Annotated in this window: 12 protein-coding genes and 1 tRNA gene; 5 read left to right on the forward strand and 8 right to left on the reverse strand. The window is 71.1% G+C overall.

Annotated features, from left to right (window positions below; genetic code table 11):
- Positions 1 to 164: 164 nt before the first annotated feature.
- Both JOF43_RS14380 and JOF43_RS14385 read right to left on the reverse strand, forming a co-directional pair.
- The gene (locus JOF43_RS14380; RefSeq protein WP_209903408.1) at positions 165 to 1,433 is read right to left on the reverse strand and encodes a CDP-glycerol glycerophosphotransferase family protein; all 1,269 of its coding nucleotides are present in this window, start codon (positions 1,431 to 1,433) and stop codon (positions 165 to 167) included.
- 2 nt (positions 1,434 to 1,435) lie between these two features.
- Positions 1,436 to 3,169 carry a glycosyltransferase gene (locus JOF43_RS14385; RefSeq protein WP_209903410.1) on the reverse strand — a complete coding sequence of 578 codons (1,734 nt, stop codon included), beginning with the start codon at positions 3,167 to 3,169 and terminating at the stop codon, positions 1,436 to 1,438.
- A gap of 436 nt (positions 3,170 to 3,605) precedes the next feature.
- Here JOF43_RS14385 and JOF43_RS14390 point away from each other — a divergent pair, with 436 nt between their 5' ends.
- The 4 genes from JOF43_RS14390 to JOF43_RS14405 all read left to right on the forward strand — a co-directional run bounded on the left by JOF43_RS14390 (position 3,606) and on the right by JOF43_RS14405 (position 11,940).
- Positions 3,606 to 5,660, forward strand: a complete 2,055-nt coding sequence (locus JOF43_RS14390; protein ID WP_209903412.1) for an SIP domain-containing protein — start codon at positions 3,606 to 3,608, stop codon at positions 5,658 to 5,660.
- An 88-nt stretch (positions 5,661 to 5,748) separates the two neighbouring features.
- Positions 5,749 to 9,147 (forward strand): ATP-binding protein, encoded by a 3,399-nt coding sequence (locus JOF43_RS14395; RefSeq protein WP_342592192.1) that lies wholly within the window; start codon positions 5,749 to 5,751, stop codon positions 9,145 to 9,147.
- A gap of 176 nt (positions 9,148 to 9,323) precedes the next feature.
- The gene (locus JOF43_RS14400) at positions 9,324 to 9,833 is read left to right on the forward strand and encodes a hypothetical protein (protein ID WP_209903414.1); all 510 of its coding nucleotides are present in this window, start codon (positions 9,324 to 9,326) and stop codon (positions 9,831 to 9,833) included.
- Positions 9,834 to 9,972: 139 nt separating this feature from the next.
- A complete protein-coding gene (locus JOF43_RS14405) occupies positions 9,973 to 11,940 on the forward strand; it encodes an Ig-like domain-containing protein (protein ID WP_209903416.1) in 1,968 nt (655 codons plus the stop codon).
- A 42-nt stretch (positions 11,941 to 11,982) separates the two neighbouring features.
- Here the strand turns inward: JOF43_RS14405 and JOF43_RS14410 are convergent, their stop codons facing one another.
- The 3 genes from JOF43_RS14410 to JOF43_RS14420 all read right to left on the reverse strand — a co-directional run bounded on the left by JOF43_RS14410 (position 11,983) and on the right by JOF43_RS14420 (position 15,335).
- Positions 11,983 to 12,585, reverse strand: a complete 603-nt coding sequence (locus tag JOF43_RS14410) for a LytR C-terminal domain-containing protein (RefSeq protein WP_209903417.1) — start codon at positions 12,583 to 12,585, stop codon at positions 11,983 to 11,985.
- A 1-nt stretch (position 12,586) separates the two neighbouring features.
- Positions 12,587 to 13,996, reverse strand: a complete 1,410-nt coding sequence (locus JOF43_RS14415) for a beta-N-acetylhexosaminidase (protein ID WP_209903419.1) — start codon at positions 13,994 to 13,996, stop codon at positions 12,587 to 12,589.
- 262 nt (positions 13,997 to 14,258) lie between these two features.
- Positions 14,259 to 15,335, reverse strand: coding sequence for a C40 family peptidase (locus JOF43_RS14420; RefSeq protein WP_209903421.1), 1,077 nt, complete (start codon positions 15,333 to 15,335; stop codon positions 14,259 to 14,261).
- 643 nt (positions 15,336 to 15,978) lie between these two features.
- Here JOF43_RS14420 and JOF43_RS14425 point away from each other — a divergent pair.
- Positions 15,979 to 17,061, forward strand: a complete 1,083-nt coding sequence (locus JOF43_RS14425) for an IS110 family RNA-guided transposase (RefSeq protein ID WP_209901461.1) — start codon at positions 15,979 to 15,981, stop codon at positions 17,059 to 17,061.
- 115 nt (positions 17,062 to 17,176) lie between these two features.
- On the opposite strand, the gene JOF43_RS14430 is transcribed toward JOF43_RS14425, so the two are convergent.
- The 3 genes from JOF43_RS14430 to JOF43_RS14440 form a co-directional block, all read right to left on the reverse strand.
- Positions 17,177 to 17,253, reverse strand: a tRNA-Pro gene (locus JOF43_RS14430).
- A gap of 36 nt (positions 17,254 to 17,289) precedes the next feature.
- Complete coding sequence (locus JOF43_RS14435; RefSeq protein ID WP_209903423.1) at positions 17,290 to 18,249, reverse strand: metallophosphoesterase; 960 nt, start codon at positions 18,247 to 18,249, stop codon at positions 17,290 to 17,292.
- Between the two features lies 1 nt (position 18,250).
- Positions 18,251 to 20,653, reverse strand: a complete 2,403-nt coding sequence (locus tag JOF43_RS14440) for a transglycosylase domain-containing protein (protein ID WP_209903425.1) — start codon at positions 20,651 to 20,653, stop codon at positions 18,251 to 18,253.
- Positions 20,654 to 20,738: the final 85 nt, after the last annotated feature.

The raw sequence follows: 20,738 nt of genomic DNA on the forward strand, positions 1-20,738 counted from the left end.
TCGAGTTCACGGGGCTGTCACCAGGACGGCCCGTGGCGTTCACTGTACAAGCCCGCCTCGCCTTTCCCGAGCGGCACGCGGAGGCGGGAGTTTTCCCTCACTCGCCGCCCGGGGCACGAGGCGGCCCGGACCAGGCCGGATCGCGCGCCCGCTGCGCCGGCCGCTCAGCCCGCCTCGGTGGGCGTGACCGGCGGGGGGCCCGTGATCCCCTCGTTCGCCTGGATCCGGCTCCACAGCTCGTCCCGTCGGGCGGCGAGGTGGCGGCAGGCGTCGAGGAACCGCTGCAGGGAGGCGCCGGGGGTGGTGTCCCCGAGGTAGTACTCGGTCAGCTCGATCCGCTTCTCCCGCAGCGGGTCGTGCTCGATCAGCTCGCGCGCCGTCCGTCCGGCCCCGGCCGTGTCGTCGGCGGCCAGGCGCGGCACGACGCCGAGCAGCTCGGTGCCGGCGTCGTGCGCCTGGGGGTCGGTGGACCGGGTGATGATCAGCGGCCTGCCGGTGGGCAGCCAGTCGTTGGCCACGGCGGAGACGTCGCACAGCAGCAGGTCCGCGTCGGCGAAGTCCTGCGGGAGGGAGCGGTCCGTGCTGACCAGGGAGCCGGCGGCCTCCACTTGCGCGCGCAGCGCGGCGTCGGCCTCGCCGTACGCGGGCACCCGCACCCCGGTGAGGGGGTGGGGGCGGTAGATCACCTCGAGGCCTTCCTGGATCAGTGAGCGCACCGTCGGTTCCGCGTGGGTGAGCAGGGAGCAGTACCCGACGGAGGCCTGACCGCCCTCCCAGGTCGGCGCGTACAGCACCACCGGGCGGTCGTCGCTGCGGGGGGTGCGGGGCACGGAGTCGGTGTCCAGCGAGGGGCGGCCCACCGGGATGCAGCGGGCGCTGGCGTCGAACAGGGAGGTGTACCGCTCCAGCCGGTCGATCGCGGCCTGCCCCGCGACGAAGGAGTAGTCGTAGGCCTTGACCTGGTTGGAGACCGAGACCGACTTGTCGGAGTCCCCGTGCAGGAGGGAGACGTGGATTGCCGAACGGGAGCGCAGGGCCGCCGTGTTGAGCGGGTTGAAGTTGACGTACAGCACCAGTTTCGTGCCGCTGCGCAGGATGATCGCATCGAGTGTGGCGTCCAGGGCGATGGTCACCACGGGCAGCGCGCTCTCCTCGCGGAGCGCGGCCGCGGTGCGGGAGTCCATGCAGACGACGGTCACTCCCTGGGTCCGGTGCAGCTCGCGCAGCGGTCCGTACCAGCTGCGGAGTTGGTAGAGGCTGTCGACCGTGTCGGGGAAGTACACGATCACCTCGCCGTCCAGGGAGGCCTCCCGCAGTGCCTCGTCGTCGCCGAGGCCGTCGGGCATGCCGCCCGGCAGCAGGCGGTAGCGACGCAGCAGCTTGCCGCCGAGGCTGCGCACCCTGCGGCGGAGGGCGTTCCCGCGTGCCGCCATGATCACGTCCTCCTGGTCGACGGGGTCGGGCTGGTCAGATCCGGGTCGCGGTCCGAGCCGAACAGGGCCGCCCAGGAGTCGGCGGTGGTGTGCCGAGGGAGGGCCCGTTGGTATCGGCGGCGCAGCCTCCCCCAGTGGAGGGCGAGGTCGACGTGCGAGCGCACGGTCCCTGCCAGGGCGCGCCGGGCGTCCGAGCCGCGCACGGTGAAGGCCGTCAGCGGGCGGCCGCCCTCGGTGATGATCACCGTGTCGGCCCCGATGGTGGTGCGCCAGTGCATCTCGTCGGCATCGACGCTCACCACCACCCGGGGCGGGGCGTCGCCTCGCAGCATCCGCACCGTCGCGCGCAGCACGGCCGGCACCAGGGGCAGCGGTGCATCGCGGGTGGGGCTCGGGGTCCCCTCGACGTCGTGCTCGGCGTGCCAGCGCTCCACCACGCGGGAGCCGTCGGTCCGGGCGCTGCGCAGATCGCTGCCCAGCCAGCCCTCGGGGCCCGACCGGAACGCCGTGATGCCCTCCTGCCAGAGCTCGGCGGTCAGCAGATGGCCGGCCAGGACGTGCTTGGTCTGGTGCAGCAGCGAGGAGACGATCACGCCGGGGCCGGCCCCGTAGGCGGCGGCGATCGCGAGCCGGTTGCGATGCAGGACGCGCGCGGTCCACGTCATCTGCGTGCGATAGGCGTTCCACGGCGGGTGGTGCACGGAGGTCCCCGGCAGGACGACGTGCGCGTAGCCGCGGGCGGTGGCGCGCAGACCGTACTCGGCGTCGTCCCACTTCAGGAACAGCGGCGCGGGCAGTCCCAGGTCGGCGGCCGTGCCCGGCGGGAACAGGGTGCCCCACCAGCCCGTGTAGTTGGGGGCACGGCCGGGGGAGAGGAAGGACCACTGGGCCGGGGTGGTGCCGGCCAGGTCGACGCCGTCGCCCAGGCGATCGGCGGGCTTCCACTGGAAGATGCCGGTGCGCACCGCCTCGGCGTGCGCGATCAGCCGGGTGGGGACGTTCGAGGAGAACAGCGGCGAGCCGAGGATCGTGGGGCGGTCCGCCAGCGCCTGATAGGTGAGCATCCGACGCAGCGACTCCTCGCTGAGGACGGCGTCGTCGTCGGAGAACAGCACGGCGGCCGCGGGGTCCTGGGCGGCTTCGAGCATGCCCCGGGCGTACCCGCCCGAGCCGCCCAGATTCTCCTGGGACACCAGGACGATCTCCTCGGTGGAGGCGCGCAGGAGGTCGAAGGCGGGGTCCGTCGCGAGGGTGTCGCCCTGGTCGATCACCACCACGGTGGCCACGACGTCCATGGCGGCGAAGCGGCGCGCCTGCTCCGTCGCGTCCGCCTCGCGCCGATAGGTGGGGACCACCACCGTCACCGGAGCGAGAGCGACCTCGACGGTGACGCTCCAGGTCACGGTGCGGGCATCGCCCTCGACCCAGAGCCAGTCGACGTCGAGTTCCTCGCCGGAGAGCTCCCGGCCACCGTCCGTGATCGGGCCCAGTCGCAGCGTGTGGCCGTCCCGGGCGCCCCGCAGGGTGGCAGCTCCGCCCTCGACGCTCACGGAGACGGGGTGCCCGTTCAGGACGGGTCGCCACCAGGCCGCGGGGAAGGCGTGGTCCCACAACGGGGTGGAGGGGCCGACAGGGGAGGTCTGCAGGGTCAGCGGGGTCGCTCCGGCCGAGAGATCGGCCGGTCGGTCCCGGCCGGTCGGGTCCGGCCGGCGCGCGCCGGTCCGCAGGTCCTGCATCGATACTCCTCGCCGTCGTCGGGCAGATTCCGCACCCGGACGCCGTAGGTGGCGGAGCGGGGAGGCGGTCGAACGGGGCCGGTCGCCGCGGTGGTGCGACGGCGGCACCTCGTTGGGTTCGGGACTATATCAACGTGAACGACGGGTGAACCGGACCCGTGCGCGTGGCGCGGCCCGGGTTCCCGTGCTGGTCGCGTGGGGCGGCAACGCGCCCACGACGGGCGTCGGGACGGGTGCGGTCCCGGTGGGGGCGCGGACGTGATGCCTGTCGCATCTGGCATGATCCTCCCTCCTGCGGCGTGCACCGACGCGCAGCGACACCCGAGCGGGCATGAGAGGCAATTGCGCGCCGCGCGGCTTGCGGAATAAGGTCAGGGTCACCTCACCACCCCAGGCCCGGTGGTGCCACCCCAGGAGGACCCGCCGTGACGCTCACATGACGTGCACCCGCGACCCCCGCCCGGCGCGCACGGAGGCGGAGGCGGCCCCGTCCCCGGCGCTCCTCGAGGCACGCCATCTCCACCTGGCCTACGACCGCCACGAGGTCGTCCACGACCTCAGCCTCTCCCTGCCCGAGGGGCGCATCACGATCGTGGTCGGCGCCAACGGCAGCGGGAAGTCCACCGTGTTGCGCGGACTGTCACGGCTGATGACGCCCCGACGGGGCAGCGTCCTGCTGGACGGTGAGGACATCCACTCCCTGGGCGGCAAGAGCCTCGCCCGCCGCCTCGGCCTGCTCCCGCAGTCCCCGCTCGCCCCGGAAGGCGTCACCGTGCGCGAGCTCGTCTCCCGCGGCCGCTTCCCCCACCAGGGCCTGGTCCCGCGGTGGAGCGAGGACGACGAGTGGGCCGTGCAGGACGCCCTGGCCGCCACCCGCACCGAGGAGCTGCAGGGCCGCCCCGTCGCCGAGCTCTCCGGCGGGCAGCGCCAGCGGGTCTGGATCGCGATGGCGCTCGCCCAGGAGACCGAGGTGCTGCTGCTGGACGAGCCCACCACCTACCTCGACGTGACCCATCAGCTCGAGGTGCTCGACGTCGTGCGCGACCTCAACCGGCGCCGCGGCACCACCGTCGGCATCGTCCTGCACGACCTCGGACTCGCCGCCCGCTACGCCGATCACCTGGTCGCGGTGCGCTCCGGCGAGATCCACTCCGAGGGCGCCCCCGCCGACGTGATCACCGCGCAGATGGCCCGTGAGGTCTTCGACCTCGACGCCCTCGTGGTGCCCGATCCCGTCACCGGCACCCCGATGGTGCTGCCGCTGGGCCGTGACACGCCGGGTCCTCGCGACACCTCCGACGACATCGCAGACGACATCAGGACGGAAGCCCCGTCCGCCCCCGACGACCTCCAGGAGGACGCCATGACGACGACCACCCAGGCCACCGCGGCAGCGACCGCGGCACACGGTGCCGCGGCGGCGACTGCCGCCCGAGCTGCTGCGGCCGCGACGGACACCACCACGGTGCCCACCCTGGCGCCGGCGCTCGAGACCAGTGCTCAGCTCGCCTTCGAGCTGACCGTCGGCGCCGTCGCGCCGCTCGGGAAGAACCTGGTGAGGATCACCTTCACCTCTGCGGACCTGGTGCACTTCGGTGCCGGCGGGCACCCGCTGGACATGCGGATCAAGATGATCATCCCCGGGCCCGAGTGCTCCGGCGACCACTTCGCCACCGTCCGTCCCGGCGCCCTGCTCGACCCGGAGCAGCACGCCGAGTGGTACCGCAACTGGCTGCAGATCGACCCCGCGGACCGCGGCTGGATGCGCACGTACACCGTGCGCGCTCAGCGCGGGGCCGGCCATCCCGGCAACCTCACCGAGCACCCCGAGCTCGACATCGACTTCGTCCTCCACCTCGACCCGGAGGAGATCCCCGGCAGCGGCGTCGCCGCCCGCTGGGCCCGCGACGCCCGGGTGGGCGACACCATCTCGATGCTCGGCCCCAACCGGCACGTCGTCGGCCCCGGCTACGGAGGCATCGAGTTCCGCCCCGGCGAGGCCCGGACCGTGCTGCTGGTCGGCGACGAGACCGCCGCCCCCGCGATCTGCTCGATCCTGGAGGCGCTGCCCGAGGCGATCGCCGGGCACGCCGTGATCGAGGTGCCCGACGCCTCCGACCAGCAGCAGGTGCTCACCCGCTCCGGGGTCCAGGTCACCTGGCTCACCCGCGGCGAGCGGCCTCATGGCGAGCTGATGAGCGCGGAGGTGGAGCGGCTGATGTGCGACAGCGCCCAGGCCTTCCGGATCGAAGGCGGCCTCGGTCCCGAGGGCACCGGCGGCGCCCCCGAACGCGCCGAGCTCGAGGACGTCGACATCGACTCCAGCATCCTGTGGGAGACCACCACCGGCCACGGTGCCTTCTACGCCTGGCTCGCGGGCGAGGCCGGCACCATCAAGTCGCTGCGGCGCCACCTCGTCTCCGAGCTCGGGATCGACCGCCGCCAGGTCTCCTTCATGGGGTACTGGCGGAAGGGCCGGCCGGAGGGTTGAGCCCTCTCACCCCGGGTTCGCCCCGGGTGCGCGGCCGTCTTCACGACTCGTGCCCCGTGAAGGCCGTGCTCCTTAGTAGTCTCTACGCGTGACTTCCGCGACCGACACCGCCCAGGACGGCCTCGCCCTGCCGGGCATGCCCGAGGCCGATGAGGCCGACGAGACCGCTCCGCGCGATCCCGACCACCCGCATCCGGGCCAGTGGCGCCTGACCGACGTGCAGGTCTCGAACTGGGGCACCTTCCACGGCACCCACGACCTGGCGATCTCGCCCAAGGGCTTCTTCCTCACCGGCGGCCCCGGCACCGGCAAGTCGACCCTGCTGGACGCGATCAGCGCCCTGCTCACCCCACCGCGCTCGCTGCAGTTCAACGCGGCCGCCTCCGACGCCGGTCCGGCCCGCTCGAAGTACCGCCGCACCGTGGCCAGCTACGTGCGAGGCGCCTGGGCGATGCACTACGACCAGGCCACCGGCGAGTTCAGCCAGGAGGTGCTGCGGGAGAAGACCACCCTGTCGGTGCTCACGCTGCGCTACGGCGACGGGAACGGCGGCACCGTCCAGCTCTCGCGACTGCTCCTGCTGCACGCGGGCCACAGCGCCGACTCCGACGTCAAGAGCCTGTACGTGATCGCCCGCACGCCGCTGGACGTCACCGACCTGCGGCAGTTCGTCTCCTCCCAGATCGAGGGCAAGGCGCTCGAGGCCGCCCATCCCGGCACCCAGACCTTCCGCCAGTTCCGCGAGTACCGCGCCGCCTTCTGCCAGCTGCTGGGCATCCCGGACGAGAAGGCGCTCGGCCTGCTGCACAAGATCCAGTCCGCCAAGGAGCTCGGCGACGTCAACGCCCTGCTGCGCGACTACATGCTCGATGCGCCGCGCACCTTCGAGCTCGCCGACCAGGCGCTGGCGAACTTCCAGAACCTCTCCGAGGTGTACGAGGCGCTGGTGACCGCCCGTGAGCAGCGGGACCTGCTGCGCGGCCTGCGCGGCAACCACGAGGACTGGACCGCGATGTGCGAGCGCGGCGGTGAGCTGGTGGACCGTCGGGCCGACATCGACGTCTACGCGGCCCAGCACCTGGTGCGTCTGCTGGGGGAGGAGACCGACCGTCTCCAGCTCGAGCGCGACCGGCTCGGCGCGCAGCAGCGCCGCCTGACCCAGGACGTCACCGAGGCTCGCTCCGACCTCGCCCAGCTCAAGGAGCAGCGCAAGCGTGCCGGTGGTGGGGAGATCGACGATTGGAAGCAGCAGATCGCCGGCCTCGAGGTCGAGCGGGACCGGCGCCGCGAGCGCGGCACCGAGTTCGCTGCGCAGCTTGCCACCGTCGAGCTGCGCACCCCCGCCGGGGAGGACCTGTTCCTCGCGCTGCAGCGGGAGGTCGAGGCCCTGCGTGAGTCGCTCGAGACCGAGGAGAAGGGCGCCGATTCCGCCCGCTGGGAGGCCGAGGCGACCGTCCGCGAGCTGTCCGCGACCCTGACCCGCACGCGCGAGGAGCTGGCCTCGCTGACCTCACGGGCCTCGAACCTGCACTCCGAGGACGTCGCCCTCCGGGACCACATCGCCTCCGAGGTGGGCATCGCCCCCACCGAGCTTCCCTTCGCCGCCGAGCTGCTGCAGGTGCGCACCGGCGAGGAGGAGTGGACCGCTGCCGCCGAGCAGGCGCTGCGCGGCCTGGCCCGCTCGATCCTGGTGCCCGACCGCGTCTACCGCGAGGTGGCCTCGGTGATCGACCGCACCAAGCTGCGTCGCCGCATCTCCTACAACCGGGTCAACACCGACCTGCGCCGTCCGGCGAAGAACGTCGACGAGCGCTCCCTGGCCGCCAAGCTCGACGTCAAGGACGGCGAGTTCCACGTCTGGCTGAGCCACGAGATCGCCTCCCGCATGGACTACACCTGCGCGGAGTCCCTCGAGGAGTTCACGAAGCTGAACCGGGCGGTGCTGCGCTCGGGGCAGATCAAGCACTCCGCGACGCGGCACGAGAAGAACGCCGACCGGCAGATCAACGACCGCTCCCAGTGGGTCCTCGGCTTCGACAACCGGGCCAAGCGCGCGGTGTTCGACGCCGAGCGCACCCGCGCGGAGCAGGAGCTGTTCGAGGCGCAGGCCCGCCGCAAGGACGTCGAGACCGAGCGCGAGCAGCGGCGGGAGCGGCTCTACGCCCTGCAGTCCATCAGTGCGGTCGAGTGGGACGACATCGACGCCGCCTCGGTCGCCCGGCGGATCGCGAACCTGCGCGACATGGTGCGCGCCGCGGAGGACGGCTCCGCCGCGCTCAGCGAGCTGGCCCGGCAGATCGAGGAGGTCGAGAGCTCCATCGCCGCCTCCGACGAGGAGCTGCTGGAGGTGGTGCGCACGGCCGGCAAGCTCGGCGAGCAGACCGAGCGGGCCGAGGAGCGCCTGGTCGAGGCGACCGAGCGGGTGGCGGAGTCCAGCCTGGACCCGGAGGTCGAGGCCGAGATCGCCGAGCGTTTCACCGCGATCGCCCCGAGCCTCGTGATCGGCAACATCGACCAGGTCACCAAGGACGCCTCGGCGACGCTGGACGCCGAACTGATGGCGTTGACCCGGCGCACCTCCCGCGCCGAGGAGGACATGCGCACGGCGATGCGCGAGTTCTCCCGCCGCTGGCCCGCCCAGGCCGGGGACACGGCCCCCACCCTCGAGGCGGCCGACGACTTCCTGGCGATCCTGCAGCGGATCGAGGAGGAGAAGCTGCCCGAGGTCGAGGACCGCTTCTTCGAGTTCTTCACCGGCAACACCCTCGGCGACGTGCAGGCGCTGGCCACCGCCATCGCCCGCGAGCCCGCCGAGATCCGCAAGCGCCTGCAGCGCATCAACGCCCTGCTCGCCCAGGTCGAGTTCCACTCCGGCCGCTACCTGCAGCTGTCGATGCGCCCGGTGCACCTGGCGGCGCTGGACGAGTTCAAGCAGGCCCTCGAGGACGCCGTGGCGGACACGGCGCTGAACGACATCAGCCGCGACCGTGACCTGGCCGAGGAGCGCTTCCTCTCGCTGCGCCACCTCATGGACATGGTCGGCGCGGCCCGCACGCGCGACGACCAGGTCTCCCGGGTCATCCTCGACGTGCGTCGCCACGTGCACTTCCATGCCGAGGAGATCGACGCCGAAGGCGCGGTGGTCCATGCCCACGAGTCCGGCGGCCCGCTCTCGGGCGGCCAGAACGAGCGACTGGCCACCTTCTGCCTCGCCGCGGCCCTGCGCTACCAGCTGGCCGGTACCGGCCACGAGGTGCCGCGCTACGCGCCGATCATCATCGACGAGGCCTTCTCCAAGGGGGCCGGCAAGTTCATCACCGCCGCCATGGAGTCCTTCCGTCACTTCGGGTTCCAGGTGATCCTGGCCAACCCCGGGAAGAACCCCCAGGCCCTGGCCCCGTTCATCGGGGGCGTCGGGGTGGTGTCCATCCGCCAGGACCGCTACTCCTCGGTGGCCCCGGTGAAGTTCGTCCCGGTGGAGGAATGAGCTCGACGGCGGTGCGACCGAGGATTACCAGGAGGTAGCCTGGGGTCGACATGGGGAGTTCTCCCCATCGGCAGGCCGGCGACGGGCCGGTAACCTGTTCCGGATCCGCCCGCGTCGGGCGGAGACGGTCGGGTGCCGTCAGGTCGGGCAGGGCGAGATGCGTGAGGTGGACAGCGATGTCAGCTCTCCCCACCGGACCGACTCCGCAGATCGCCGGCCAGGACGAGACCCACGCCCGCATCCACGCCCTGCTGACCGCCGTCACGGCCGCCCTCCTCCAGGAGCAGCCCGACCTGAACGGCTTCCCGGATCATCGGCCCCAGCGCGACCGCTCCTCCGGGGTGTCCTGGCGGGGTCTGGAGACCTACTGCCATGTCAGCGCGCTGCTGGCCAGCTCGGGAGTTCCCGGCCGGGCCGACGGAGGCGCCACTCGCCTGCTGACGGCCGCCGACGAGGTCGCCACGACCCGTGGGATGCGCCGGCGCTCCGAGAGCGATGCCCACGGGATCTGCGGCGCCACCTGGACCGACGCCACCGGTGATCTGCTCGAGGTGATCGTGGGGGTGCGGGTCGCGGTGCGCGCCGTCAGCGCCCCCTTCCTGCCAGGATCGCTGCGCCCGGTGGGCTCGACCAGTCCGCCGTCGCCGATCAGTCCGCTGACCCCGCCGCCGCGGATCGTGCGCTGATCCGTCCCAGCGCCGCCAGCGGGATCTCCGCCCGGTCCAACCGGCGGCGCGCCTCGTACAGCGCGTCGAGGGCACCGGGGCCGCCGCGGCGGCGAGGACGGCTCGGTGGCGTCGAGGGTCGCCTTGTTACCCTGGCGAGGTGCCCGAGCAGACCCCGTGTCCCCGTTCGCGCGCGGGCCTGAGGACGGCCCTCGCGCGCGCGGCCGCACTGGCCGCCTCCGGGGCACTGGCCGTCTCCCTGGCGCTGCCGGCGGCGGCCCTGGGAGAGGACGGACCCTTCCCGTTCCCGGCCGAGACCGAGTCCCTCGCCATGATCCCCGGCGCCGTCACGAGGGTGCCGCTGGACTCCCTGGTCGAGGACAACGCAGACGACCAGATCGAGCTCGAGACCGCACGCCTGGTGGTGCCGCAGGCGGTGGACGGCGGCGATCCGGACCGGATGACGCTCGGCGAGGACGCCCGGAGCATCACCGTGGCCGGCGAGGGCACCTGGTCCCTGATCGGCAACGACCTGGTGTTCACCCCGCTCAGCGGCGTCGAAGGGCCCACCACCCCGGTCGCGCTGACCGTCGGGAGCATCCATGACACGAGGTCCGTGCCCGAGGTGTTCACCCCGGAGGTGCTGGAGCTCGAGGAGATCGCCGCGCGGGGATCCGCCGGGGAGACCACCGACATCGCTCTGGACGACCGGGTCCCCGAAGGCGGCACGGTCCGGCTCGAACTGGCCGGGCTGCCCGCCGGATCCACACTGGTGGCCGACGGGAGCCGGGCGACGGTCCCGGAGCAGGGGGTCTGGCAGCTCTCGGCCGACGGCAGCACTCTCAGCCACGCCCCCGCGGCGCCGGGCCTCGGGCGGCAGCTGGATCCCGTCCGAGTCGTGGTCGAGGACGCCGAGGGCACCGTCGTCCGGGCCGGCGAGGTCGAGCTCACGGTCCCGATCATCTCCGACCTGGACTGGTCGGCACCCTACGGAGAGGACATCCTGTTCGTGGTGGGGGAGGGGCAGCAGTACGTCGAACCCGAGACCCTGCACCTGGTGCCGCTGGCCGGCGAGGAGGGGGTGAGCGTCTCCGAGGACGGCACCGAGGTCGACGTCCCCGGGCAGGGCTCCTGGGTGCTGGACCGTGACCGGGCGACCGTGCGATTCTCGCCGGAGAGCGCGGAGGTGCAGATGACCGCGCCGATGGGCATCGCCGGCGGGGACGGTGAGGGGGCGACGTCCGGGACCGCGCTGCTCAGCACCGCCTATCCCCTCCTGATGGACCAGGCGGCCGCCGCCGTGCCCGGCTCCGAGGTGCACTTCGACCTGACCACCACCGGGATCCGGGACGTCCGCACGGACTCGCTGCGGTTCGACCGCGAGGCCCTGCCCGAGGGAGCACAGCTCTCCGAGGACGGCACCGAGGCCGTCGTCGAGGGTGAGGGCACCTGGCAGATCGACGTCGCCTCGCGCACCGTGACCATGACGCCCCAGGAGTCGTTCCGAGGCACATCCTCACCGGTGGGCGTCACCGCGCAGGGCGTGTACGCGGACAACCGGGCCGATGCCACGTTCCGGGCCACCATCTCCCCGGTGATCGCGACGATGCGCGATGACGAGCAGCGCACCGCCCCGAGCACCCCCGTGACCGTCGACCTCCTCGGCAACGACACCGCAGGCAGCGGCTCGCAGCCCCTGGAACCCGAATCGCTCGAGATCTCCTCGCTGACGGCCACCAACCTCAGCGAGCTGGAGGACGGCCGCGGCAAGCGCCTGGTGATCCCGGGGGAGGGGACGTACACCGTCGGCAAGAACGGGGCCGTCACCTTCGCCCCGTCCGAGGGCTTCGTGGGTCGCACCACCCCGATCACGTACCACGTGGAGGACAGCGCCGGGGTCCCGACCTCCGCCAGCCTGGTCATCGAGGTCGACCGCAACCTCACCGGCGCTCGGGAGCAGGGGCCCGAGGTCAGCGGGATCAACAGCCTGCTGGCCGGGCTGATGCCCTCCGCCCCCTCCACCGCGATGGTCTTCGGCACCCTCGTGCTGCTGCTGCTCTTCGGCGGCGGAGTCGCGCTGTGGATCGGCACCCGCATGGAAGCCGACAAGCGGGACTGGGAGGACTGAGCTGCGTGCTCCGGGCCGCCCGTCCCGGTCACCTCAGCAGGCTCAGCACCCCTCGGGGATCTCGACCGGCTGCTCGAGGGCGGCAGCGGCCTTCGAGTTCGCCGCCAGCTCCGTGAACCCCCTGCCGAGCAGCAGGGACACGGAGGCGTCCTCGCGCTCGTCCATGGTCAGCTTCCCCTCCGGGAGCTGGGCCAGGACGGACTGGGCGGCCAGGTACCCCTTGGGGCCGTAGACGATCGTGGCCGGACCGCTGGACTCACGGGTGTTCCCGGGATCGCCGACGGTGTACCCGCGCTCGCCGAGCTGCTCGGAGGTCTCCCCGGCGAGCCCGCTGCGACCCGTGCCGTTCAGGACGGTGACGGTGACCTCGGCGGGGGAGAGCGGCACGGCGTCCGGCTCCGGGCAGGCCAGCTCGGCCTCTTCCTCACCGGCGCCCTTCGGCGTGATCACGCCGGGTTCCTCGACCGGTGCACGGAACTCTCCCACGGCGTACGCGCCGACCCCCACGAGGACGATCGCGACCACCGAGAAGAACGCCAGCTGCGTCGCGCGCAAGCGGCGTGTCCGGCGCGCGCGCTGGTCGCGGCGTCGAACGTCGTCGGCCGACCGTCCGTAGGGGTGGGCGTCGTGGTGGGAGGAGGGCATGTCAGTCCAACGGGCGGTAGCGGATGCCGAAGGCGTCGAGTCGGGGGAGGTGGCCGCGCAGCCTCTCCTCGAACTCCTCCCAGCTCTGCGCGGGCGAGCCCCAGGCCCGTTCGGCGAGGGCGCACATGCGCGGGAAGGCCATGTACTCGACCTGGGCCGCGGTGGGCGTGTACTCGGACCACAGCTGGCCCTGCACACCGATCAGCAGTGATGTCTGCTCGTCGGTGAGCTTGGGCGGGGTGAGCGTGGCCGTGTAGACGTCCTCGACCGTGGTCAGGCCGCCGATGGCGAGCGGCTCCTGCTTCGGGTCGGCCTGGTACTGGTCGAAGTAGGTGTGCTCGTGGGTGGCGATGATGGTCTGGAAGCCTCGGGCGGTGGCGGTCTTCAGGCCGTTGGCGTGACGCCAGTTCATGATCACGGTGTCATCGGGCAGATGGCTCTCGAGGACCTCGTCCCAGGCGATGATGCGCTTGTCCGCCCCGGCGAGGACGTCGGCGGCGAACCGGGTGAAGCGCCCTTGGATCTCGGAGACCCGGGTCAGGCCCCATTCGTTCATCCGGGTGCGCGCCTCGGCCGAGCGCTCCCACTCCACGTGCGGGCACTCGTCACCGCCGATGTGGACGTAGGGGGCCGGGAAGATCGCCGCGACCTGGGTGAGCACGTCCCGCAGGAAGTCGAAGACCTCGTCGGAGACGCCGAGGACGTGGTCGGAGATGCCCCAGACCTCGCGCACGCCCACCTGCTGCTCCGGGAAGTTCCCGAGATTCGGATAGGCGGCGACGGCGGCCTGCATGTGTCCGGGCAGGTCGATCTCGGGCACGATCATGATGCCCCGACGGCGGGCGTACTCGACCAGACCCCGCAGCTCCTCCTGGGTGTAGAAGCCGCCGTGGGGGGTGCCGTCGAACTCCCAGGTCTCCGCATCCCCGCTCATGTGTCCGACCAGGGTCTGCCCGCGCCGCCCCCCGACCTCGGTGAGCTTCGGGTACCCCTTGATCTCCACGCGCCAGCCCTGGTCGTCGGTCAGATGCAGGTGCAGGACGTTCAGCCGGTGCAGCGCCATCGCATCGATCAGCGTCTCGACCTCGCTCACGGTGCGGAAGTGGCGGGAGACGTCCAGGTGCATGCCGCGCCAGGCGTACTGCGGGTAGTCGCTGATGGTCACGCAGGGGATGGCTCCGCCCGCGCCGGTGACGATCTGGGCGAAGGTGTTGCGGCCGTCGGCCAAGGCGGCCTCGCTGCCGGCGGTGAGGCTGGCGCCCTGCGGGGAGATCGACAGCGCGTACTCCGTGCGCGGGAGGTCCTCGGTGAGGCCGACGGAGAGCCCGTCCCAGGGGGCGCTGGTCTCCCAGACACCCTCCGACCAGATGACGGACCGGGGGAGCGGGACGAGGGCGATGGGATCGGGCATCAACTTCTCCTGGACGTCGACGTCGTGTGTCGCACCCAGTTTGCCATGAGGCGCGCGTCACGGTGGGCCCTGCGAGCAGGGCGGACCGAGCGGTTCCGCGGGTGACGTCGCGGAGAGCCTGCGGTCCTGGCCTTCGACGCACAGGAGCCCGGCCGGCGGTGCCGACCGGGCTCCTTCACGGCGTCCTGCTCCTTCCCGTTGACGCTGTCGCGTCGAGCAGGTCGTCGTGGCTGGGGACGTCCTCTAGCCGATGATCCGGGGATCAGCGGTAGGAGACGAAGACGTGCGGGGCGCCCCAGATCGAGCGCTCGACGACCTGCTGGCGGGAGCCGGAGGCGTCGATGATCTTCCCGCCTCCCACATAGATGCCCATGTGGCCGTAGTCGTTCCCGGTGAACGCCACGAGGTCCCCGGGCTGCGCCTGGGACTGGGGGATGATGTTCCCGCCGAAGACGTAACCCTTGGCGGTCTTGCGCGGCAGGTCGATGCCGGCCTGGTTGTACGCGTAGTGCACCAGACCTGAGCAGTCGAACCCGGTGGAGGGGGACTCCCCGCCCCACTGGTACCGCACCCCGATCTGCGAACGGGCCGCGTTGATGACGGCCTGCCCGTTGACCGAGGTGCCGCTGGAATCCCCGTTGCCGCCACCCTCGGAGATCCGGACGTCGCCGTAGACGGCGTTCCAGGTCTTCGACCCGACGACGGTGTCCACGCTGATGCCGGCGGCGGACTGCAGCGCGCGGACCGCCTGGGCGGTCCTGCTGCCGAAGATGCCGTCGACCGTGAGCGAGGCCCCGCTGTCGTTGAGCTGGGACTGGAGGGTCCGGACAGCGGCTCCGCGATCGCCCTGGCGCAGCGTGGACTGCGGGGACGAGGAGGAGCTGCCAGCGAGCGCGTTCCAGGTCTTGGGACCGACCACGCCGTCGACGGTGATGCCGGCCGAGGACTGGACGCTCTTCACGGCCTGCAGGGTCTTGGACCCGAACACGCCGTCGACCTTGAGGGAGGCGCCGTCGGCGGTGAGCTCGCGCTGGAGGTGCTTGACGGCGTCACCTCGAGCACCGAGGCGCAGCTTGACGCCGGCGAACTTGGACTGGGGGGCGGCAGGAGCGACCGACGGTGCCACGGCGGGAGCCGCGGAGCGGACGGCGCCGACGGCCGCCGGCGAGGGGCTCTGAGCCGTGGCGGACTGGGCGCCCGTGAGAGCGGCAGTGGCGGAGACGGCACCGATGGCGGCGACGCCTCCCACGCCTCGACCGACCGGGGCGGCGAGGCCCCGGTAGTCGATCACGGCACGGCCGGTCGCCCGGTGTGTGCCTCGAGTTGCTGTGCGGAACATTGTCGGTGATCACTTTCTCCGTCGCCCCGCGGGCCCCGTACACGACGCGTGCGCGAGGCCTGCGCCCGTCACCCAGGGAAGTGGAGGAAGCAACCGGGCCGGTGACGGGAAGGCGGCGACACGGTCGGCGCCCCCGATCATGGGGCACCGCTGGTCACTGTATGTGCAGGTCGCTTCCAGCACCCAGGGAGCTTTACCGACCACATCCCATTGCTTTACCAAGGTTTTACTTGAATTCGGACAATTACCCCGTGTTGCGACGGGTGTTCAGATAATGGCTGTGCTAATTACGCCGTTGTCATTCAAGGATTCCGGCGGCGAGGGATCGGCGGTGAATCGTCTGTAAGTGTTCGTGGTGGCCGGCCCGGGGCTGGCTGGCAGAGTTGGTGCTGGTAGCCCGGCGCCCGTCGTGACTCCTGAATCGGCTGACCCCTACGGGGTGTCATTCCCGGGATCTGTCCGGCGGGGGCCGGGTGCCGGCGCCAGCCCTGGCCCACCACGATGGCTTGATCAGAAGCATGTCCACCGCCGGAATCACGATCCCGGCGGCGTGGCTCATTACAGGCCCGCCTCGTAGTGACTCTCATCCTGGGCCGACGCCGGCAACGACGTCCCGTCCCAGCGATTCGAGAGGAACATCGTCATGAACAGTCTGCCTGCCACCGTAGGGGACTTCTACCGATATGTCGTCGGAGTCGACACCCACGCCGCAACCCACTCCTACGCGATCATCAAGGCCCCGAACGGCGGTCTCATCGATCAGAACGTCTTCCCGACCAGCCCTGCAGGGCTGCGACGCGCACGAGACTGGATCTCACGCCGAACCGAAGGCGACCTCGACGATGTGCTGATCGCCGCGGAAGGAACTGGCTCCTACGGGGCAGTTCTCAGCGACGTGCTGCAACAAGCGGGGTACCGAGTCGTCGAGGCACCGACCCCGCGTCGTGCACGAGCCCGAAGCAAGACTGACGCCCTCGACGCGATGCTCGCCGCCCGATCGAGTCTCGTCATGCCGTTGACGAAGTTGCGAGATCGTCGCGCCGGTGAGCTGCAGTCGGCGCTTCAGGTGCTCACGGGTGCCCGCGACCAGCACAACGCCGACAGATTGCGGTGCATCAACGCGCTCACCGCCCTCGTTCGGACCCACGACCTCGGCATCGGCGCCCGCCGAGCCTTGACCGGAACGCAGATCGCGACGATCGTGAGCTGGCGTCGCCGCGAGGAAACACTCGGCGCAGCAACCGCCCGCGCTGAAGCGACACGCCTCGCGAAGCGGATCACGACGCTCGAGAACGACCTCGCCGAGAACCGTGAACAGATCACTCGCATCGTGGAGACCACGGCTCCCGAGTTGCTGGACTTGCCAGGAGTCGGCGCGGTTACCGCAGCCGTGATCTTGACGGTCTGGTCGCACCCCGGGCGAATACGCAACGAGGCCGCATTCGCCATGATCGGAGGAATCTGTCCGATCCCGGCTTCCTCGGGCAACACCACGAGGCATCGCCTCAACCGCGGTGGGGACCGACGGCTGAACCGCGCGCTGAACACCATCGTGCTCACCAGGATGCGCACCGACCCTGCCACCCGCGCCTACATCGAACGGCGCCAAAGCGAGGGCAAGACATCCAGAGAGATCCGACGCTGCCTCAAGCGCTACATCAGCCGCCAGATCTTCCGATCGCTCGCAGTTGCCCACCCCGCCCCGGACGCCGCCGCCGCGGCTTGACACAACATAGAAGCATCCCGGGCGACGGTGGGTCCGTCGGCAGAAGTCCGGGAATGCGGCGACGGGCCGGAGCCGAAGCTCCGACCCGTCGTCGGTGACACCCTCAAGGTGCCGGTGGTCGGGGTGACAGGATTTGAACCTGCGACCTCCTCGTCCCGAACGAGGCGCGCTACCAAGCTGCGCTACACCCCGGTGATGCCCACCGAAGTGGTGCACCGAGGAGCAACTTTAGCAGGGGTTCGGAGTGCTCAGGACCCCCGGCCCGGACCTCGGGGCGCGCAAAGTGAGCAACGTCGCCTCGGGAGGGGTGAACAGGCGGTAGTCGGAGTACGGGCTCGCCCCCATGCCGGCACTGACGTGCAGGGGGACGCCGTGCCAGTCGGACAGCCCGCGCGCCTGCTTCCGGGGCAGGTCGCAGTTGGTCACCAGCGCGCCGATTCCCGGTACCCGGAGCTGTCCGCCATGGGTGTGGCCGGCGAGGAGCAGATCCGTCCCGTCGGCCACGAAGGCGTCCAGCACCCGCCGGTAGGGCGCGTGAGCGACCCCGAGCCGCAGGACGTTGCCGTGCGGGGGAGCAGGTGGGGCGGGCTCGGCGACCGGGGGCATCTCGTCACGGTCCAGGTGCGGGTCGTCGACCCCCACCAGGCGCACCTCCAGCCCGTCCAGCTCGATGCTCGCCCGGGCATTGGTGAGGTCCTTCCAGCCGTGCGCCGACAGACGCCGTGCGAGCTCCGGCGTCGGCAGGGTGAGTTCCGTGCGCTCGGTGAGCCCCTCGGGGCGCGCGTCGGGCAGCAGGTAGCGGGCCGGGTTCTTCGGTGCCGGCTCGTACATGTCGTTCGACCCCATCACGAAGGCGCCCGGCCGACGCAGCAGGGGATCGAGGGCCTGGGCGAGCACCGGCACCGAGGCGGCCGAGGCGATGTTGTCCCCGGTGTCGATGACCAGGTGCGGGCGAAGGGCGGAGAGGTGCTCGAGGAAGGCCAGCTTGCGGTCCTGGTCCGGCATCAGGTGGATGTCGCTGAGGTGGAGCACGCGGACGGTGCGGGTGCCGGGCGGCAGGATGCGCAGCTCGAACTCGCGCAGCGTGTACCGGTGGATCTCGACGTGCCGGGACCAGAGATGAGCGGCCGCGCCGGCACCGAGGCCCGTCAGGCCCACTGCCGCGGAGGCGGCGAGGAGCGGGCGCATCTCAGCCCTGTCCGTTGGACTGGCGGATGACCACGGTCTCGTCCTCGGGCAGCTTGGACCCCGGGCGGGGCTCGGTGCCGATCACGTACCACTTGCCGACCGAGCCCGAAGGCTCCTGCTTGACCTCGTGGGAGTATCCGGCCGCCTCGAGCGCGGCCTTGGCCTCCGAGAGCACCATCCCGGAGACGTCCGGCACCACGCCCTTCTGCACGGCCTGGTTCGCAGCGCTCTTGGTCTCGTCCTTGGGCTTGGCGGGGAACGGCTCGCTGGGCAGCCCTTCGTGTGCCTTGGCCATGTACTCCTGCCAGGTGGGCAGCGAGACCGTGTTGCCCCATACCTTGCCGCTGTGAAGCGCCTCCCCGTCGACGCTGAAGCCGCCGGGACGGACATTGCCGTTCGGGTGGCCGAACCACACGGCAGTGGACATCTGCCGGGTGAAGCCGACGTACCAGGTATGGAACTGCGACCCGGAGGTACCGGTCTTGCCACCCGCAGGGTGCCCCGGGATCACCTTGCCCTTGCCGGTGGCCTTGGGGTCCTCGAGATCCTGCTGGAGCGTCCAGGTGATCGCGTCGGCGACCTCCTTGTCGACCGCCTGGTGGCACTCGGCACCGGAGGTCTCCATCGCGTCGCCGTTGCGGTCGACGACCTCGGCGATGGCCTGCGGCTTGCAGTAGGTGCCGCCGGCGGCCCAGGTCGCATAGGAGTTCGCCATGTCGAGTGCGGAGATGCGCACCTCGCCCAGGACCACCACGGCGGGGGCCAGCTCGGAGCCGTAGACGTCGGAGATGTCGTTGTTCCAGGTCGCCGGATCGAAGGGGTTGTGGGTCGCAGGGACCACCCCGATATCGCGGGCGCCCTCGGCGATCTTGCACAGGTCGATCTGGCGGGCCATGTTGGCGTAGGCCGTGTTGATGGAGAACTTCGTCCCGTTCAGGACGGTCTCCATCGGCGAGATCGGCACGGAGACCGCGTTGTCCGGGTTGTACCCGGGCTCCTCGTACCAGCGCCCGCGCGGGAGGCACTGGGCGGGGAAGGTCTTCATCGTCTCGCGACCGGTGCTGACCTTGTCGTAGATGCTGTGGCCGCTCTTGAGCCACTGCTGGAGCACGAAGGGTTTGAACGTGGAGCCGACGGGGAAGCCGCTGCTGCCGCCGAGGGTCCGCGGGACGTTGTAGTTGATCGCCGTCTCGCCGGGCTCGACCTCCGCATGCGGGTTGAACTCTCGGTTCTGCGCCATGGTGAGGATGTTGCCGGAGCCCGGCTCGACGGTCACGATCGAATGGCCGAAGCCGCTCTCGGAGTCTCCGGGCACCCTGCGCTGGAGGACCTCGTTGGCGGTCTTCTGCTTGGCCGGATCCAGCGTGGTCTTGATCGTGAGACCGCCGCCGTACAGGAGCTTGCGCCGCTCCTCGTAGGTCGGGGCGAACTCCGGATCGTTCAGCAGCGACCGTGTGACGTAGTCGCAGAAGAACCCGTTCGCGCCCGCGGACGTGCAGCCCGCTCGCACGTTCTGGATGTCGAGCATGTCCTCGACCGGCTGCGCCGTGTAGTTGTCGTACTCCGCCTGGCTGATGAAGTCCTGGCCCAACATGTCGCGCAGCACCTCGTTGCGGCGCTTCTGGCCCGCCTCCGGATGGGAGACTGGGTCGTACTGGTTCGGACCGTTGGTGATGCCGGCCAACAGGGCGGCCTCACCCGGGTTGAGCTCCTCGGCGTGCTTGGAGAAGTAGTGCCGGGCTCCGGTCTCGACGCCGTACTGCGAGGGACCGAACTGGGCGACGTTGAGGTAGGCGTTGAGGATCTCGTCCTTGCTCCACTGCTTCTCGAGCGAGAGGGCCAGCTTCGCCTCGCGTGCCTTGCGGCCGTACGTCTGCTCGGTCGCCTCGATCTGCTCCTCCTGGTCGTTGCGCTGGACCGCATCCATGAGCAGGGCGTTCTTCACGTACTGCTGGGTCAGCGTCGAGGCGCCCTGGGTGTCGCTGCCGGCCGCGTTGCTCGCGAAGGCGCGCACGAGCCCCCGGGGGTCGACGCCGCCGTGCTCGTAGAAGCGGCGGTCCTCGACGGCGATCACGGCATGCTGCATGTGCGGCGAGATCTCCTCGAGCGGCACCATGATGCGGTTCTCGGTGTAGAACGTCGCCAGCAGCGACCCGTCGGCCGCCTCGATGCGGCTCGCCTCGTTCAGGGGGTCGACCTCGAGCTCCGAGGGGTAGGACTCGAACAGCGCCACCCCGTCCTTGGCGACGGCCGAGGAGGCGGAGACCGCCGGCAGGAAGAACGCCGTCAGGAGGACCCCGGCCAGGGCGGAGACGGCGAGCATCCCCAGCATCAAGTACAGGGACTGCGCCAGGGCGAGGGGAAGGGAGCGTCCGGGAGCGGAGCTGGACGAAGTGCGGGCCATGCTCCAACAGTACGGCGGAGGGGTGAGCGAGACCATGAGGCGGGTCCGTGGCCGGGGAATCTTCACGAACCCGATGCACGGTTGT

Origin of the sequence: Brachybacterium sacelli, assembly GCF_017876545.1 — a bacterium.
Lineage (GTDB): Bacteria > Actinomycetota > Actinomycetes > Actinomycetales > Dermabacteraceae > Brachybacterium > Brachybacterium sacelli.

Bases quoted from the DNA above. Each gene is read 5' to 3' on its own strand.
- JOF43_RS14380 (WP_209903408.1), bottom strand. From the start codon at position 1,433: ATGGCGGCACGCGGGAACGCCCTCCGCCGCAGGGTGCGCAGCCTCGGC.
- JOF43_RS14385 (WP_209903410.1), bottom strand. From the start codon at position 3,169: ATGCAGGACCTGCGGACCGGCGCGCGCCGGCCGGACCCGACCGGCCGG.
- JOF43_RS14390 (WP_209903412.1), top strand. From the start codon at position 3,606: ATGACGTGCACCCGCGACCCCCGCCCGGCGCGCACGGAGGCGGAGGCG.
- JOF43_RS14400 (WP_209903414.1), top strand. From the start codon at position 9,324: ATGTCAGCTCTCCCCACCGGACCGACTCCGCAGATCGCCGGCCAGGAC.
- JOF43_RS14410 (WP_209903417.1), bottom strand. From the start codon at position 12,585: ATGCCCTCCTCCCACCACGACGCCCACCCCTACGGACGGTCGGCCGAC.
- JOF43_RS14415 (WP_209903419.1), bottom strand. From the start codon at position 13,996: ATGCCCGATCCCATCGCCCTCGTCCCGCTCCCCCGGTCCGTCATCTGG.
- JOF43_RS14420 (WP_209903421.1), bottom strand. From the start codon at position 15,335: ATGTTCCGCACAGCAACTCGAGGCACACACCGGGCGACCGGCCGTGCC.
- JOF43_RS14425 (WP_209901461.1), top strand. From the start codon at position 15,979: ATGAACAGTCTGCCTGCCACCGTAGGGGACTTCTACCGATATGTCGTC.
- JOF43_RS14435 (WP_209903423.1), bottom strand. From the start codon at position 18,249: ATGCGCCCGCTCCTCGCCGCCTCCGCGGCAGTGGGCCTGACGGGCCTC.
- JOF43_RS14440 (WP_209903425.1), bottom strand. From the start codon at position 20,653: ATGGCCCGCACTTCGTCCAGCTCCGCTCCCGGACGCTCCCTTCCCCTC.